The following is a 17,053-nucleotide window of genomic DNA, read 5'->3' as shown; positions in this document are numbered from 1 at the left end:
TCTAAATTTGAAAAAAAGGAGGGATTTTAAAATGATTGAAATTAGATTCCATGGGAGGGGAGGTCAGGGGGCAGTAGTAGCTTCAAAGGTAAGTGCAATAGCAGCTTTTAAAAGTGGCTACTATCCCCTTGCCTTTCCTCAGTTTGGAGTTGAAAGAAGAGGGGCACCTGTAACAGCTTTTTTGAGAATCTTTAGTCCTGATGAAAAACTTTTTTTAAGATGTAATATATATAACCCTGATATTATTGTAATTCTTGATACATCACTTCTTGAAATGATAGATGTTACAGAAGGTCTTAAAGAAAATGGAAAAATAATAATAAATTCACCTAAAAATCCAGAAGACTTTAATTTTAAAGGAAAATTTAAAGTTTACACAGTTGATGCAACAGAAATTGCTGTCAAGTATAAGCTCGGTTCAAGAACTCAACCAATTGTGAATACCTCAATTTTAGGAGCCCTTGCAAAGGTAAGCAAGATTTTTGGACTTGAAGAATTAAAATATGCAATAGAGGAAGAAGTTTCTGTTAAAAAAGAAGAAAATATAAAAGCAGCTGAAGAGGCATTTCAAAGTGTAAAAGGATTATAAAGGAGGAAAAAAAATGGATAAAAGAATTTCTTATAAAGATATCAATGAATTACCAGAAGTTGCTCTTTCGACGGGTTCAACAAAAGTTTTAAAAACAGGTTCATGGAAAAATTTAAAACCTGTAATAGAAGATAAAGCTGCACCCTGTTCAAAAGCATGTCCTTTAGGGACAAAAATTCCACAGTATTTTTTTTATATTATTGAAAAAAACCTTGATAGAGCAGCTGATATTTTACTTGAAAAAAATCCCTTTCCAGCAATAACAGGAAGAGTTTGTCCTGCCTTTTGCCAGATCGGATGTAACAGAAAAAGGTTCGATGAAAGAATTTCAATAAGAGAACTCGAAAGATTCGTAGGTGATTATATTCTTAATAGGGGATATAAAATAAAGGAAATCCCTTCGGATACAGGTAAAAAAATATTAGTAATAGGTTCTGGACCAGCTGGAATGGCTGCTTCTTACTTTTTAAGGATAAAAGGACACTCTGTTACAATTTATGAAAGAGAATCTCTTCCTGGTGGAGTATTAAGGTATGGAATTCCTTCCTACAGATTACCCAAGGATATTCTGGATAGAGAGTTTGATATGCTTTATAAAATGGGAATAAAAATTGAAACAAATAAAGCACTCGGAAAAGACTTTTCCATAGATGAACTTAGGGATAAATTTGATGCTATCTTTATTGCTATTGGAGCATGGGTTGAAAAGAAAATGAAAATTGAGGGTGAAGATTTAATGCTCTCAGGATTACATTTTTTAAAGGAAGTTAATGAAGGAAAAGATATCTCAAAATTCATAGGTAAAAAGGTAGCCTGTATAGGAGGAGGTAATGTAGCAATGGATGTTGTGAGAACACTCAAAAGAATTAAAGCAAATCCAGAAATACTTTACAGGAGAACTGAAGCAGAAATGCCTGCTCTTGAAGAAGAAAGAGAAAAAGCAAAAAGCGATGGGATTCCATTTCATCTTTTAGTTCTTCCGATAAAAGCTCAGAAGAAAAATGATAAAATTGTTTTAACTCTACAGAAAATGCAACTTGGAGAACCTGATTCTTCAGGAAGAAGAAGACCAATTCCTATTGAGGGTGCAGTTTATGAAGAGGAGTATGATTTTGTAATAAAGGCAATAGGTGAAGAGGCTGATAGAAGCGCTTTACCTTCCGAATATCTTGGTGATGATGGATGGCCTTTTGCTGATAAAAAGACAGGAGCTATGAAAGTTAAAGGTGTTTTTGCTGGCGGAGATTTTATTCAGGGTCCTTCAACAGTTGTTGAGGCTGAATCTTGGGCTCAAAAAGCTGCTGAAAGTATTGATAGATTTCTAAAAGGTGAAGATATAAATGTAAGGGAAGCTCCACCAAAAACTGTTTCCTTTATGCTTATAAATACTGATTATTTTAATAAAGAAAAAGCAGTTCATCCTTTTGAGCTATCTGTAGAAGAAAGAATACAAACCTTTGATGAGGAGGTAAAAACTTTACAAGAAGAAATGGCTATAAAAGAAGCAAAAAGGTGTTTTTCCTGTGGTTATTGTAATTCCTGCGGAAATTGTTTTGTTTATTGTCCTGATATGTCAATATTATGGAAGGATAATAGACCCTCTGTAGACTACGATTTTTGCAAAGGTTGTGGTATTTGTGCGAAAGAGTGTCCAAGGGGAATAATTCAGATGGTTTAAAACAAAAGGAGGATTAAAAATGGAAAAATTAAAAATTGAAAAGAAAACAAAAAAAGTTTTATATGGCAATCACGCAGTTTCTTATGGAGTTAAGTTATCAAGGGTAGAGGTTATATCAGCCTATCCAATAACACCACAAACTCAGGTTGTTGAACTTCTATCAGAAATGTGCGGTAAAAAGGAATTAAATGCAACTTTTGTAAATGTTGAATCAGAACATTCAGCAATGGCTGTTTGCATCGGTGCAAGTATAACTGGTGCAAGAACCTTTACAGCAACATCATCACAGGGATTGCTTTTAATGCATGAACTTTTACACTGGGCAGCAGGTGATAGATTGCCTATTGTCATGGCAGCAATTAATAGAGCTGTTGGAGCTCCATGGTCAATATGGTCTGATCAAAATGATACAATCTCACAGAGAGATACAGGTTGGATGCAGATTTACTGTGAATCCAATCAGGAAGTTCTTGACTCTGTTATACTTGCCTACAAGGTTTCAGAAAGAGTTTTTCTTCCTACAATGATTGTTCTTGATGCCTTTATTTTGTCCCATACTGCTGAACCAGTTGAAATACCTGATCAGGAAGAGGTAGATGAATTTTTGCCACCCCTTGATTTGCCCTGGGCACTTTCTCCTGAAAATCCCTTTGCAATAGGTGCGGTTGTTTCTCCTTCAGGTCCTTATATGGAATTTCGCTATAAAATTCAAAAGGCAATGGAAACGGCACTTTATGAAATTGAAAAAGCTGGTGAAGAATTTGAGAAAAAATTCGGAAGGAGATGGGGACTTGTTGAGGAATTTATGATGGATGATGCTGAAACCGTGATTGTAAGTTCAGGAGCAATTTCCTCAACTGTTAAATATACTGTAAATAAAATAAGAAAAAATGAAAATAAAAAAATCGGTGTGTTGAGAATAAGAGTTTTAAGACCCTTCCCCTTCAATAAAGTAAGAGAACTCCTTGAAGGAAGAAAAAAAGTTATTGTTATGGATAGAAATATATCCTTTGGGCTTGGTGGTGTTTTCTTTAACGAAATAAGATCTTCCCTTTACACATCAAGAAAAAAACCAAAACTTATTGGATATATTGTAGGTCTTGGTGGAAGGGATATAACACCTTCTGATGTTTATGGGATAATAAAAGATGCAGAAAAAAGAAAAACTTCCGAGGATATTATTTTCTGGGGATTAAAGGAAGAAAATATAAACTTATAAGGAGGGAAAAAAATGGTTTTTGAATGGGGAGAACTTTTACAGGAAGAAGTTTTAAATCCCGGTGTTTTATCATGCCAGGGCTGTGGTGCAGTTATAACAATGAAGCATGTTTTAAAAGCCCTTGGTAAAAATACTATTACTACTATTCCAGCCTGCTGTTGGACAATAATTGATGGACCCTATCCATACCACTCCCTTAAAGTTCCAGTTTTCCATACTGCCTTTGAAACAGCAGCAGCAACTGCAACTGGAATAAGAGCAGGACTGAATATAAAAGGTAAGAGAGACATAAATGTCCTTGCCTTCGCAGGTGATGGAGGAACCTTTGATATTGGACTTCAGGCATTATCCGGAGCAGCTGAGAGAAATGAAGACATTCTATATATATGTTATGACAATGAGGCTTATATGAATACAGGTATTCAGAGGTCAGGGGCAACTCCTTATAAAGCCTGGACAACCACAACACCTTTTGAAAGTCCTAATCCAAGACCTAAAAAGAATATAGTTGAAATTATGAGGGCACATAGAATTCCCTATATTGCGACAGCAACAGTTGCCTTTCCCCTTGATCTTTATAATAAGGTAAAAAAAGCTAAAGAAATAAAAGGAACAAGATTCATACATGTTCTTGCTCCATGCCCCCCTGGATGGAGAATGGATTCTGAACTTACAATAAAGGCATCAAGACTTGCAGTTGAAACAAAATTTTTCCCCTTATATGAAGTAGAAGATGGTGATAAAATTAAAATAAATTATATGCCAAAGGGACTCCCCTTAAAGGAATACTTTCAGATTCAGGGAAGATTCAAACATTTAAAGGAAGAAGAGATAAATGAAATCCAGAAAATGGTAGATTCATATTTTGAAAAATTGCTTGAAGAACACAAAAAAACTTTTGGAACAACAGATAATATAAAAAGGGGAGTTTATAGATAAATTTAATGTAACTTAAAATATACAAGATTTTGCAAAATTCAAATTATTTTAATTAGATGTATTTAAAAAGTACTTATAAGAGAAAAATTTTCTTACACAGGACTCCAAAAGAAAAAAAGGAATGGTTATTGCATTATTTTTAATTGATGGAAAAAAATTTGATTCTAGCTATGGTTTACGAGGAAGAGTTTAAAAAGATAGAGCCTTATTTCGTTCTTGAAGGCTATGAGATTATAAATCTTGAAGATTTTGGCGATTTAGGAAAATTTAATCCTTCAGATGTAAAGTGTTTTATTCTTGATCCTGGTAAAATAGGTGAAAAAATTTTTAGTTTAAATATTAGTGAATATGATTTTCCCTTTGTGGTTATTGTGACAAAGGCTAATAAAAATTTAAAGGAAAAACTGAAAGGTTTCAGTATATTTCTTGAACTTGAAAATAATTCATTTTCCTTACAGGAGCAAATAGAGAATTTATTATCCAGGATATAATAAAATATAAATACGGGGAGTAGCGCAGTCCGGTTTAGCGCGCCTGGTTCGGGACCAGGAGGTCAGGGGTTCAAATCCCCTCTCCCCGATTGTGTAATAGAATTTTTACTTTTTTAAAATTTATAAAGTAGCCTTTTATTTTCATTCTGTATTTGTATATTTATAACACTCTTATTGAGCCAGAAAAATCCAATATATTTAAAAACCTTGAATTTTTTTTATGTTATAATAATAGATAAGGTGCAAATCCTTTAAAACTCTTAAAATAAAAATGAAAAAAGTAATTTTTATGTTTTTAACACTGATAGCACTATATGCTCTTGAAGTGAATCAAACAGTGAAGGAAGGAGTTACTAAAAGCTGGATAAATGATTATATTGGATTTGAAAAGAATTTCGGACAAGTAGGAGATTTTGAAGGAAAACCTGTAAAAGATGTTCTTATAAGGGCAAAACTTCCTGGTTTTGGAATATTTATAACTGAAAAAGGAGTTTCTTATGTTATTTATGGAATGAAAAAAGAAGATTCAGAAAAAAATCTGGAAAAAATACAATATTCAAGGATTGATGTTGACCTTATAGATGCAAATATAAAAGAGGAAAATATAGAGTTTGAGGAGCCTTTATCTGGGTATACAAACTATTATCTTTCTTCTTGTCCTGATGGGATTCTTGGAGTTATAACTTATAGAAAGGTGAGGATAAAGGAAATTTATCCAGGGATTGACTGGGTATGGAGATATGAGGATGGTAAGGTTCATCATCAGTTTGAGTTAAAGCCATTTGCTGATATATCAAAAATAAAGATGGATATAAAGTATGCTGATGTTGAGATTAAAGATGGTAAGAAACTTATACTTAAAACTCCTATTTCTCAAATAGAGGATGGAGAGATTTTTGCATATCAAGGCTCAAAAGAAGCAGAAGTTCTTTATGATTTTAAAGAAGGTTATATTACATTTACTGCAAATTATTCAAGAGAAAATAATTTAATAATAGATCCACCACTTGCACTTTTATGGGCTACTTATTATGGAGGAAGTGATTATGATTATGGCTATTCAATTACAACGGATGCAAATGGTAATGTTTTTGTAACAGGAAGGACTTCTTCAACTGATTTTCCAACACAAGATCCAGGTGGTGGTGCATATTATCAGGGAACAAATGCAGGAGGTAGTGATGCATTTATTTTAAAGTTTGAAGGTGGTCTTTTAGGTGAAGATGATTTTAAGCCTTCTAAACCAGAAGTCTCTGAGCAAAAAAACAATCTTTATGTATTAAGGAACTCAAAATCCCTTGTTTTAGTTTTTGATATAAAAGAACCCTCTCAAATAGAATTAGATTTTTATAACACAAATGATTCATTAATTGAAAAGAGGAACTATGGTTATGCTCAAAAAGGAAAATATCGCCTTGAAATAAACTTAAATGAGATAAATAAAAATACATATTTTATAAAGGTTAAAATGGGAAAATATACAGAAACTATTAAGATTTTAAATATTAATCAGGAAAAGGGATTATAAAACTCAGCTTCCTTTAATTTGATTTTATTTAAATTTTCATTTTAAAATTAAAATATGACAACTGAAACAGTAAATATTCTTGCACTTATTTTAGGAGTTCTTGCTTTAATTCAACCCCTTATCCTATCTTATTTTACAAATAAACTCATACAAAAAGAGGATGAAAGAGCAAAAAAGATGATTGAAGCAACTCAAAGGATGATTGAAGAAAGCAAAAAAGACACAGAAAAAATGATTGAAGAAAGCAAAAAAGATACAGAAAAAATGATTGAAGAAGGAAATAAAAGACTTGAAAAATTTATAATGGAAACACAGAGAATGATTGACGAAGGAAATAAAAGACTTGAAATACTTCTATCAGAAGTTATTAAAAGAGTTTAATTCTAATATCTATATACTTTAAATTTTTAATTCCGCGAAACAAATTTCTTTTATCCTTTTAAAAAGATATTCCCTTTTATTTTCATTAATTTCAAAAATCTTAACATCCTCTCTTTTTTTGATTTCCTTTATAAAGGGATGAGGAGAAATTGAAATTGTGGCAATTATATCTATACCTGAATTAAAAGCCTTTTCAACAAGTTCCTGAAAATTTTCTGAAAGAAGTTCCATTTTCCCTATCTCATCTATCATAAGAAAAGATTTTTCATCTATAGCCTTAATTATCTCAGGAAGACCTATTTCAAGAAGTGCATTAATATTAACTCCATATTTTGAAACTTTTAAAGGAAAATCAAAATCCTTATGGGCAAAAATTTTCCTTTTACCTTCAAAGTTTTCTATAAAAAAACCGATTCTTTCACCCTTTTCTCTTATCTCACCTGTAAAAAAACCTCTCACTTTAACATAATTTTTAAGCTCTTCATAAATTCTTTTTAAAAGAGTTGTTTTACCTGAACCAGGTTTTCCTGTGATCAGTATCTTCATAATAAAATTTAAGAGAAAAAAATTAAAATTTTCATTTATAATATGATATGAAAATTTTTGAAGCAAAAATATTTAAGGAAAATAAAAGAGTTTATGTAAACTTAAAAGGCAAAATAGATACAAGAACAGTTAACGAATTCAAAGAAGTTCTTGAAAAAGCAAAAAGGGAAGGTGAAAAAGAAATAGTTATAAATTATAGAGATGTAGACTATGTTTCCAGTGCAGGTTACGGAGCCCTTTTAAAATTCTGTGTGTACTCAAAAAAAGATAACATAAATGTAATTGTTACAGGTATGAAACCTGAAATAAAAAGCATTTTTGATATAATGGAACTATACAGATTTATTGATTATAGGGAAAAATATGATATTCCAGTATTTGAAGAAAAAATAGAAGAAAAAGCTGAGGAAACCTTTAACCTTGAAAATTGGATTGAGGAAAAAATAATTGAAAATCCATTAATTGAACCCAGCGAATTAATAAAGGAGTGTCCCTCAAAAAATAAAATATCCGAAAAAGAATTTAAAGAAATACTCAAAAAAAAGAACCTTTTAACAAGAGAAGAAAGACTCTTCTTTGCCTATAAGAAATTGAAGGAAAAACTTAAGTAAAATGAGTTTTAAAGTAAAAATAAGTATTCTCTTTTCTCTTTTATTCATATTCTTTTCCTATTTAATATACGATAATCTAACTCAAAGGGGCGAAAAATATATAATTGAAGAAATAAAAGAAAGGGGAAATTCCTTATCTTTATCTCTTGCAAGATTTGCAAAGGAACCTCTTCTTGATAACAATCTTGCTGAACTTTCAAGATTAACTTACTCTTTAAAAAAAGAAGAAAACCTTTCCTTTGTTTACATAGTAGATAAACAGGGTAAAATAAAGGGTTCTCCAGATTATGAAGATATTGATAAAAATATAAAAGAAATATTACCTTTTTATGAAGCAAGAGAAAATCTACTTATATTTGAAAAAGATATAATAATGGGGGGTATAAATATAGGAAAAGTTTATCTTGGACTTTCTCTTTCAGTTCTCGAAAAAGCTAAAAGTGATTTTAGAAAATCTGCTTTTTTAATTTTCTCTTTATCTTTAATTTTAGGAACCTTTTTGATATTCCTGTTTTCCCATTTATCACTGAAACCTTTAAACTATATAATAGAAGCCTTAAGAAAAATTGGAGAAGGAAGACTTGATGAAAATATTAAAATTATATCAAAGGATGAATTCGGTAAAATTGCAAAAGCTGCAGAAGAAATGAGAATTAAACTTATTGAATACAGAAAGGAATTAACAGAAAAGGAAAGACTTAAAAGAGATGCTGAACTGGCACAGGAAATACAAAAAATGCTTTTACCTGAAAAATTACCTGAGATTAATGAATATGATATAACTTACTATTACGAACCGGCTTTTTATGTAGGAGGAGATTATGTGGATGTTCTCAAAACAATAAGTCATGTTATATGTGTAATTGGTGATGTTTCTGGAAAAGGGGCTTCTTCTTCTCTTATCATGGCATTAACAAAATCATTTATATACTCCAATTACAAAACATCACGGAGCCCCTCAGCTTTTGCTTCCAATATTCATACTTTTTTAAGGGATAAAATACCCGATGATATGTTTTTGACACTTTTTCTTCTTTATTTAGAAGAAAGGGGCAATTATTTTTATTCTTCCTGTGGACATACACCACCCTTTATTTTTCTCTCAAATTTAAAAAGGCTGGAAAGATTCAAAACAAACGGTGTTCCAATTGGTTTTTCCTTCATTCCATCTGATGAGTATCCATCACTCATTCAAAAAGGAAACGGTAAACTGGAAAGTGGTGATATTCTTTTCCTTTACACTGACGGTCTTTTGGATATTAGAAATGAAAAAGGTGAAATTCTGGGTGAAGAAAAACTTTTCGGATTACTTTCAGAAATATTAAAAAGGGAAAAAGAAGTGGAAAGAATTAAAGAAGAGTTAATTAAAAAATTAAAAGAATATAGGGGTGGAGCCGAACCTGAAGATGACATAACCTTTTTAATTATTAAAAAGAAATGATAAATTTTTTATTTGTATTACCTCTTTTAAAAGGATCCACAGGGGTTTCTTACCCTGTTGACTTTCTTGACCGATACATTACTTCTTCCTTTACACAACCTGAAGAAAAATTTGGATTCTTTTATGAAATTCCTACACAGCTAAAATTTATTTCCCTTGTTTACAGAAATTTTTCCTTTGAATCTGATGGAAATACCTTCTTAGGCTTTTCTTCAGGAACATATGCTGAAAAAGCTTCTCTTTCTTTAAGGGGGAAATTAATATTCTTAAATAAGACTTATGAGGGATTTGGAACTGGTATCGGTTATCTCCAGGCACCCCTTAATTTCTTATCTATTGGCTTTTTTGCAGAAGGAATTTATAATAGTATGGAGAATAAAACAAGCGTATTTGCTCAATCCGGGATTTCTTTTCATAGAAAAGGATTTGCAATTAATCTTGAACCATCCTTTACAACAGATTCAATAGGTTTTAAAGGAGGAGCCACTTACATTTTTAACTTAAAAAATTCCTTCTTTAATTCAGTAAAATTTTATACAGGTTTACAGATTTTCAAAAATAAAATTTTTTCATTTGGTATAGGACTCACCAAGGACAATATGAAATTTCTAATAGGGAGCTATAACAAAAAATTTTACTTTGGATTTGTTCTTGACTTTAAAAAAAGAGTTGTTATAAAAGAGATAGTAAAAGAAGTTGAGGTGCCTGTTTATGTAGAAAAAAAAGAAGAAAAAAAAGAAATAAAACAACCTGTTAAAAAGAAAGAGGAAAAACCTAAGGAGGAAACTTTAGCTGTCTCAGAGGAAGAACTGGAATACTATTATAAAAAGGGTATTGAATTTTACAAAATGGAAATGCTTGAAGAGGCAATAAAATCCTGGGAATTCATAATAAAAGTTAAACCTGATTACAAGGACACAAAAAAATTGTATGAAGTAGCCAAAGATAGATACGAAAAACTCAAAAGGATATCAGAATGAAAGGTTTTGGAACATCTTCACATATAAAAGCTGGAGAAAAAACATACTATATAGAAACAAGTCTTCTTTCTGCTCAGAGGGAAATATTAACAAAAGTAACAAGAGAAGGGAAAATAGTTTTAGTAAAAAGGATAGAGATACATGAAGAAATAGGAGAAAAGGAAATTTTTGAAACTTTAAAAAATTTCCACGAGAGTGTAGTGAATGAAATAAAGACATGGCTTAGTTTAAAGGAAAAAGTAAAAGATGAACCTCTTGATATTTACATTAATTTAGCTGAAAAAATGTTAAAAATGGGACTTTTAGAAGAAGCAAGAGAAATTCTTGAGGATAAAATAAAAATAAATGAAAATTATGCTCCCTTAAATTTTGTTCTTGGCAAAATTTATTTTTATTTAAAGGAATACGAAAAATCAAGTCTATTTTTTGAAAAGGCTTTACAGGATAGAGAATATCCCAATTACTTACTATGGGCTGCAAGAACTTATAGATTCATGAAAGAATATACAAGAAGTGTATCCTATTTAAAAAGAGCCTTGGAACAGAATCCCTCTTATGCTGAAGCCCATTTTGAGATGGGTCTTTCCCTTTTAGAGCTTGTTTTAAATTCTGGGACCACAATCCCTTTTAAAACAATAATTCTTTCCTTTAAAAGTGCTGAAATTCTTGACCCGAGATTTAAAAATGAAAAATTTAAAGAAGCTTTAAATTTACTTGAAAGAGGCGAAGTAATTGAAGCTAAAAAACTTTTTGGTGAATTTTTTAACATTTTAAAGCCCCATGATGTTCATGAAATTCTTGAAGAATTTACTATTCTTTCAAAATACTCTGATAAGAAAAATTTAAAACAGATAATTGATGACTATATTTTAAAATTAAAGGAAATAAGAGAGGAACACCCTGAATATGCAGATGTTAGATTCAATCTTGCTCTTGCGATTTTTTTTAAAATTAAAACACTATTTGAGGAAGCCCAAATAGAACTTGAAAATGCCCTTTCAATTAACCCAGATTATGAAAATGCAAAAAAAGTTCTTGAACTTTTAAAAAATGAAACTGAAGGTTATGCACTATTTTTAAAAACCATAGGGAGGTTAAAATGATTTTTCTTTTAATCTTTTTTTTAAATCAGAATATAAGAGAAAACCTAAAAAGTAAAGGATACCTGAATCTCTGGATAAACTCAAAAAGCCTTTCAAGAATAACTAGCTTATTTGAAAATCAAGGATTTAGATTAAGAGCAATTTCAAGATGGGAAAATTATATATCAGGTTACTTTCCAAATTATTTAACTAAATCTAAAAAACTTTTGAACCTTATAAAGGATCATAAAATTGTTCTTAAAGGGAAAAAATTTACTGAAATTAAACCTATGTCTTTCTCTCCCTCAGATTACGGAGATTCTTATGAAACCTTAAGTTTTTTAAAAATTCCAGAAGTTCACAAAAAAGGTTTTATAGGACAGAATGTAACAATAAGCTTATTTGATACAGGTTTTGATCTCAATCATCCAGCTCTTCTTCATATAAGGGAAGGTAAAAGGGTTAAATTTTCCTATGATTTTAATAGCGGTGATTCTCTTTTTCTTTTATATAATAGTCAAAGATACAGAATCCCTCATATAAGAGCAATTGGGTATATTGGTAAAACTACATTAACAGGAAATCCTGATACTGTATATATTTTTTATAATTTTCTTAATGAAAGAGATAACATAAAAAATAAATGGAAAATATATGGATGTTTATTCACAAAGGGTTTCTTTATACCTTCAAATGAGCCAAAACTTTTAAGTCCTGACACTATAAATCTTTTACCTTCATCACTTTTTTTAAATGGTAAAATCTATCTTGCAAGTAAATTATCCTTTCAAAATTATGATGCAATTTACATAAAATTTTTAAATAAATTGTTAAACATAGATTCAACAAAAATTCTTTTACAGAATCCATTTATTTATGATCTTGAAATCTTCAATTTAAAAAATAAGATAAATGTCATATACACTGATTCCTATTCAATAAATATCACTGATCTTAATGGCAACATAATTTTTTCAAGAAACAAGGAAATACTTAATTTTTCTATTAATAAAATAAATGATATTCTTTTAGTTTTATATGAAACAGGACTCGAAAATCCTCTAACAGGAATAATTTTTTTGGATACCCTTTATAATGTTATTAAAGATACATTAATCTCAAGGGGACATTCGGCTTTTCTTTTTATAAAAAATGATACATTAAAAATTATTCTTGTATCAGGTAACACACAAGATACACTCTATGAATTGAAATTTGATAGAAATGTAAATTTGATTGAAAGAAAAATAATTGATACAGGTTTTTTCATAAAGTCTCCCATTTATCATCAGAATAAAATTTATTATTCAAAAAATGGAATAATTTATTTTTATTCTCAAGGTGCCATTGATTCAACCTTTGAATATTTTGTTGATGATATAAATAGTTATGAAAATTTCCTGGTTTACAGGAGAAGAGGTGATAAAAATGTAAATATTGACCCTTTAACAGATTTTACTGACCCACTTTCTGGAATATATCATGGAACAAGGATGCTTGGAATAATAGGTGGTTTTGCGCCCGGAAAACTTATAGGAACAGCACCTGGTGCAGATTTTTTACTTTTTAAAACAGAAAGAACCAACACCCTTGAAGGAGGTAATTTTGAAAATATAATTGAAGAAGATTTCTGGGTAGAAGCCCTTGAACTTTCAAAGAGATTTGGTGCGAAAATTGTTTCCTCTTCTCTTGGATATATTGACTGGTATTCAAAAAAGGATATGGACGGTAAAACTGCAATATCTTCAAGAGCAGCTTCAAAAGCTCTTTCAAAGGGAATACTTGTTTTTACAGCAGCTGGAAATGTTTCACATTCTGATACAACAAAAGCTGATACAACGATTGTTGCTCCAGGTGACGCTGATTCAGTGATAACAGTAGGAGGAATAAAAATGGATGGAAAAATATGGAGGGGTTCTGCTTATGGACCAAGTGCTGATGGAAGAATTAAACCTGATATTGTTGCTCCTTTTAAAAGTATTGCTCCTTTTTTAGAAATCACATCTCAAGGTGATTCAATTTATTCTTATTCTGAATCACAGGGAACATCTGTTTCAACAGCTTTAATGTCAGGTTTTGCTGCATCAATTCTCTCAGCTCATCCTGACTGGTCAGCAAAAAAACTTTATGAGGTAATTATTAAAACTTCTTCCAAATATCTTAATCCTGATAATATTTATGGTTATGGTGTACCAAATGCCCTCTCAGCTCTTAATTTTGAAAAAATAAAAGTTCCATCAAAAGAAGGGGAAAAATCAAGAATAATTTCTCTCTATCCAAACCCTGTAAAAGGAAAGGAAATTAAAATTGAATATATAGTGAATGAAGCTTTAACACCTCTTTCCATTAAAATATTTACTCCATCAGGAAAAAAAGTTTTTGAAAAGAGTTATTTTACTTTACCCCTTGGAAGATACAAGGAAAAGATTGATTTAATAAATGAAAAGGGTAAAAAATTAAAACCAGGTTTTTACATACTTGTTCTTGAAACATCGGAAAGTAAGGATTATATGAAATTGATAATTGAGGAATGAAAATAAAAAGAATTTTAATAGCAAATAGAGGTGAAATTGCAGTTAGAATAATTTATGCCTGTAAAGAACTGGGTATAGAATCAGTTGCTGTTTATTCAGAAGCAGATAAAGATTCACTGCATGTTTTCCTTGCAGATCAATCGGTTTGTATTGGTCCTCCCCCATCTTCTGAGAGTTATTTAAATATTCCAAGAATAATTTCAGCAGCAGAAATAACAGGTTGTGATGCAATTCATCCTGGTTACGGATTTTTAGCAGAAAATGCTGAATTTGCAGAGATAGTTAAATCTTCTGGTTTTATATTTATAGGTCCTGAACCAGAACACATATCTAAAATGGGAGATAAAGCAATGGCAAGGAAAATAATGAAAGAAGCAGGTGTTCCTGTAATTCCCGGTTCAGAAGGTGTTATTGAAAATATTGATGAAGGACTGGAGATAGCAAGAGAAATAGGTTACCCTCTCATTTTAAAAGCAGCAGCAGGTGGAGGAGGAAAGGGAATGAGAATTGTAAAAAGCGAAAGAGATTTTGAAATAAGTTTTAAAACAGCCCAGGCTGAGGCTCAGGCAGCTTTTGGTGATAAAAGATTGTACATAGAAAAATTTATAGAAAAACCGAAACACATTGAAGTTCAGGTTCTTGGTGATGGAAAGGGAAAAATTTTAACGCTTTTTGAAAGAGAATGCACAATACAGAGGAAACATCAAAAAATTCTTGAAGAGGCACCTTCCCCTTCAATTGATGAAAAATTAAGAAAAAAATTGATGGAGTATGCTAAAAAGGGAGCAAAAGCTATAAATTATAAATCAGCAGGAACTCTTGAATTTCTGATGGATAGTGATAAAAATTTATATTTCATTGAAATGAACACAAGGATACAGGTAGAGCATCCTGTAACAGAATTCATAACAGGAATTGACTTAATAAAAGAACAGATTTTACTTGAAGAAAATGGAAATCTTAATTTTGATGAAAAAGATATTGAAATGAGAGGGCATGCTATTGAAGTAAGAATTAATGCAGAAGATCCTGAAAGGGGATTTATGCCTTCACCTGGTAAAATAAAAACTCTTCACCTCCCAGGTGGACCTGGAGTAAGAGTGGATTCTTTTATATATGCAGGTTATGAAGTTAAGCCTTATTATGATTCTTTGATTGCAAAACTCATAGTACATGAAAGAACAAGGGAATATGCAATAAGAAGACTAAAAAGGGCACTTGAGGAAACAATAATTGATGGAATTAAAACTACAATTCCCCTGCACAAAAAAATAATTGAAAGTAAAGAATTTATTGAGGGAAATTTTGATACTCATTTTTTAGAAGATTTTATAAAAAAAATCTAAAATAGTCCCATCTCTTCTTGTGCCCAAGATATTACTTTATTCCTCCCGCTTCTTTTTGCTATATATAGAGCTCTATCCGCCCTTTCAATTAAAGAAGTCCTTTCCTTTGCATCAAGTGGAAAAGAAGCAAGACCAAGACTTATTGTAACAGAAACTCTTTCACCATCATCAGTATAAAACTCTTCCTTTTCTATCTTTCTTCTTATTTCCTCTGCCCTGTATTGGGCATATTCTTTTGAACCCTCAATAATTAAAGCGAATTCCTCTCCTCCATACCGTGCTGCAAGTCCTATCTTTTCAGATTCTTCCTTTAAAATTTCTGCGATTTTAACAAGAACTTTATCTCCAAAAGGGTGTCCATAGGTATCATTTATTTTTTTAAAATGATCAACATCAATAAGAATTAAAGTAAAAGGTAAATTTCTTTTAACATATTCTGATACTTTTTCCTGAAAAATTCTGTGATTAAAGAGACCTGTTAAGGAATCTTTTATGGCAAGTTCAAGAGTTTTCTCAAATAAAATTGCCTTTTCAAGAGAAATCTGAGCCTGTTGAACTAAAAATTCAAAAATTTCCTTATCCTTATCATCATAATAATCAGGATACTTTGAAAAAAGCGAAAGAGCAAAATTCAACTTACCCTCAACCCTTATAGGAAAAGCAAGAATAGACTTTATATCAGGATTAATTTTCCCAATCACAGGAACAGAACTCTTTATCCTTCCTGTATAAACAGGGAACCCACTTTTAAATAAAAGGGAAATTATTGAATCCTCTGAATGAACAAATTTTGAACCAACCTTTATCCATTCCTTCTCCTCGTTTATTGCTATACATCTTATTTCTTCTGATTTTTTTTCAAAAAGACATATAATATCACTCTTTTTTAGAATTTCAGCAACATGAATAATCTTTTCTGCTACTTCCTTTAAATGCAATTTTCCAGCTGTATCCTTAGCAAGTTCAAATAGGGCTCTAAATCTTGTTGCAAGTAAATGTTCATCCTTTAGAGAAATAAAAAATTTCAAAAAGAGACCTATCTCCTTTGAAAGATAATCAAGAAAATCAAGGTCTTTCTCTGAAAACCCTCTTATTTCCTCCTTATCAGCATAAATAAATCCATAAAGATCTCCCTCTGAAAAAACAGGAACAATACAAACAGAACCAAGTTTTATATCTGATTCATAAAATAAGGTATCATAACCAGAACCTGTAAACTCTGGAAAATACAACCTTTCATTTCTTTGAGTTGCAAGTTTTATTAAAGGTGAATAAAGGGGAATAACTCCCTTAGTTTTAAAAAATTTTTTTCTTGAAAAAGAAGCTTCAATCCTAAATCCTTGAGCTGTAGAGTCATAAAATAAAAAAGCTAAGGAATTCGGAAAAATAATATCCTTATATACTTCCTTTAGATGATTTAAAGCAAATTTAAAGAGGGGGGCAGGTTTTTCAGGATACAGAGGAAATTTTAATTCTTTTATAACTTTCTCTTTTGGAGCTTTTTCAATTTCAAAAAGCCTTAGTTTTGAAGAAATTTTGTCAAGTTCTTCATACAATTCCTTGCTTTTTCTTTTTTCAAAAAATGATAAAAAGAATATTAAAAGAACATACAAGGGAAAAATAATAAGTAAATTCGGAGAGTAATTAAAAATTATATAAGATGGGAATAAGGAAAAAAACAGAATAGA

Annotated in this window: 15 protein-coding genes and 1 tRNA gene; 14 read left to right on the top strand and 2 right to left on the bottom strand. The window is 30.7% G+C overall.

Annotated features, from left to right (window positions below; genetic code table 11):
* Nucleotides 1-31 precede the first annotated feature (31 nt).
* From ABIN73_02885 to ABIN73_02850, 8 genes are all read left to right on the top strand, one after another.
* Entirely contained in the window at nucleotides 32-589 is a 558-nt protein-coding gene (locus ABIN73_02885) for a 2-oxoacid:acceptor oxidoreductase family protein (protein MEO0268666.1), read from the top strand.
* Nucleotides 590-602: 13 nt separating this feature from the next.
* The gene (locus ABIN73_02880) at nucleotides 603-2,267 is read left to right on the top strand and encodes an NAD(P)-binding protein (GenBank protein MEO0268665.1); all 1,665 of its coding nucleotides are present in this window, start codon (nucleotides 603-605) and stop codon (nucleotides 2,265-2,267) included.
* 19 nt (nucleotides 2,268-2,286) lie between these two features.
* The gene (gene porA, locus ABIN73_02875) at nucleotides 2,287-3,486 is read left to right on the top strand and encodes a pyruvate ferredoxin oxidoreductase (protein ID MEO0268664.1); all 1,200 of its coding nucleotides are present in this window, start codon (nucleotides 2,287-2,289) and stop codon (nucleotides 3,484-3,486) included.
* A 12-nt stretch (nucleotides 3,487-3,498) separates the two neighbouring features.
* Entirely contained in the window at nucleotides 3,499-4,425 is a 927-nt protein-coding gene (locus tag ABIN73_02870) for a thiamine pyrophosphate-dependent enzyme (GenBank protein ID MEO0268663.1), read from the top strand.
* Nucleotides 4,426-4,571: 146 nt separating this feature from the next.
* On the top strand, nucleotides 4,572-4,916 hold the full coding sequence (locus ABIN73_02865; GenBank protein MEO0268662.1) for a hypothetical protein: 345 nt from the start codon (nucleotides 4,572-4,574) through the stop codon (nucleotides 4,914-4,916).
* Between the two features lie 13 nt (nucleotides 4,917-4,929).
* Nucleotides 4,930-5,005: transfer RNA gene (locus ABIN73_02860), tRNA-Pro, on the top strand.
* Between the two features lie 182 nt (nucleotides 5,006-5,187).
* Nucleotides 5,188-6,444, top strand: coding sequence for an SBBP repeat-containing protein (locus ABIN73_02855; protein ID MEO0268661.1), 1,257 nt, complete (start codon nucleotides 5,188-5,190; stop codon nucleotides 6,442-6,444).
* Nucleotides 6,445-6,498: 54 nt separating this feature from the next.
* A complete protein-coding gene (locus tag ABIN73_02850; protein MEO0268660.1) occupies nucleotides 6,499-6,825 on the top strand; it encodes a hypothetical protein in 327 nt (108 codons plus the stop codon).
* Between the two features lie 18 nt (nucleotides 6,826-6,843).
* On the opposite strand, the gene ABIN73_02845 is transcribed toward ABIN73_02850, so the two are convergent.
* The gene (locus tag ABIN73_02845) at nucleotides 6,844-7,371 is read right to left on the bottom strand and encodes an NTPase (protein MEO0268659.1); all 528 of its coding nucleotides are present in this window, start codon (nucleotides 7,369-7,371) and stop codon (nucleotides 6,844-6,846) included.
* Between the two features lie 47 nt (nucleotides 7,372-7,418).
* Here ABIN73_02845 and ABIN73_02840 point away from each other — a divergent pair, with 47 nt between their 5' ends.
* From ABIN73_02840 to accC, 6 genes are read left to right on the top strand one after another with little or no spacing between them, the layout of a single operon-like run.
* Entirely contained in the window at nucleotides 7,419-7,982 is a 564-nt protein-coding gene (locus tag ABIN73_02840; GenBank protein MEO0268658.1) for an STAS domain-containing protein, read from the top strand.
* 1 nt (nucleotide 7,983) lies between these two features.
* Nucleotides 7,984-9,423 carry a SpoIIE family protein phosphatase gene (locus tag ABIN73_02835; protein MEO0268657.1) on the top strand — a complete coding sequence of 480 codons (1,440 nt, stop codon included), beginning with the start codon at nucleotides 7,984-7,986 and terminating at the stop codon, nucleotides 9,421-9,423.
* The gene (locus ABIN73_02830; protein ID MEO0268656.1) at nucleotides 9,420-10,403 is read left to right on the top strand and encodes a tetratricopeptide repeat protein; all 984 of its coding nucleotides are present in this window, start codon (nucleotides 9,420-9,422) and stop codon (nucleotides 10,401-10,403) included. The genes ABIN73_02835 and ABIN73_02830 overlap by 4 nt, the downstream gene beginning before the upstream one ends.
* Complete coding sequence (locus ABIN73_02825) at nucleotides 10,400-11,506, top strand: hypothetical protein (GenBank protein ID MEO0268655.1); 1,107 nt, start codon at nucleotides 10,400-10,402, stop codon at nucleotides 11,504-11,506. The genes ABIN73_02830 and ABIN73_02825 overlap by 4 nt, the downstream gene beginning before the upstream one ends.
* A complete protein-coding gene (locus ABIN73_02820) occupies nucleotides 11,503-14,019 on the top strand; it encodes a S8 family serine peptidase (GenBank protein ID MEO0268654.1) in 2,517 nt (838 codons plus the stop codon). The genes ABIN73_02825 and ABIN73_02820 overlap by 4 nt, the downstream gene beginning before the upstream one ends.
* Nucleotides 14,016-15,365, top strand: coding sequence for an acetyl-CoA carboxylase biotin carboxylase subunit (gene accC / locus ABIN73_02815; protein MEO0268653.1), 1,350 nt, complete (start codon nucleotides 14,016-14,018; stop codon nucleotides 15,363-15,365). Before ABIN73_02820 ends, accC begins: the two co-directional genes overlap by 4 nt.
* Here accC and ABIN73_02810 read toward each other — a convergent pair.
* Nucleotides 15,362-16,978 (bottom strand): diguanylate cyclase, encoded by a 1,617-nt coding sequence (locus ABIN73_02810; GenBank protein ID MEO0268652.1) that lies wholly within the window; start codon nucleotides 16,976-16,978, stop codon nucleotides 15,362-15,364. The genes accC and ABIN73_02810 overlap by 4 nt on opposite strands.
* Nucleotides 16,979-17,053 lie beyond the last annotated feature (75 nt).

The sequence above is a fragment of the candidate division WOR-3 bacterium genome, assembly GCA_039804025.1.
In the GTDB taxonomy this organism is placed as follows: Bacteria; Hydrothermota; Hydrothermia; order Hydrothermales; family JAJRUZ01; genus JBCNVI01.
Note: the sequence above shows the minus strand (reverse complement) of the source record. Positions and strands in the feature narration are given on the sequence as shown.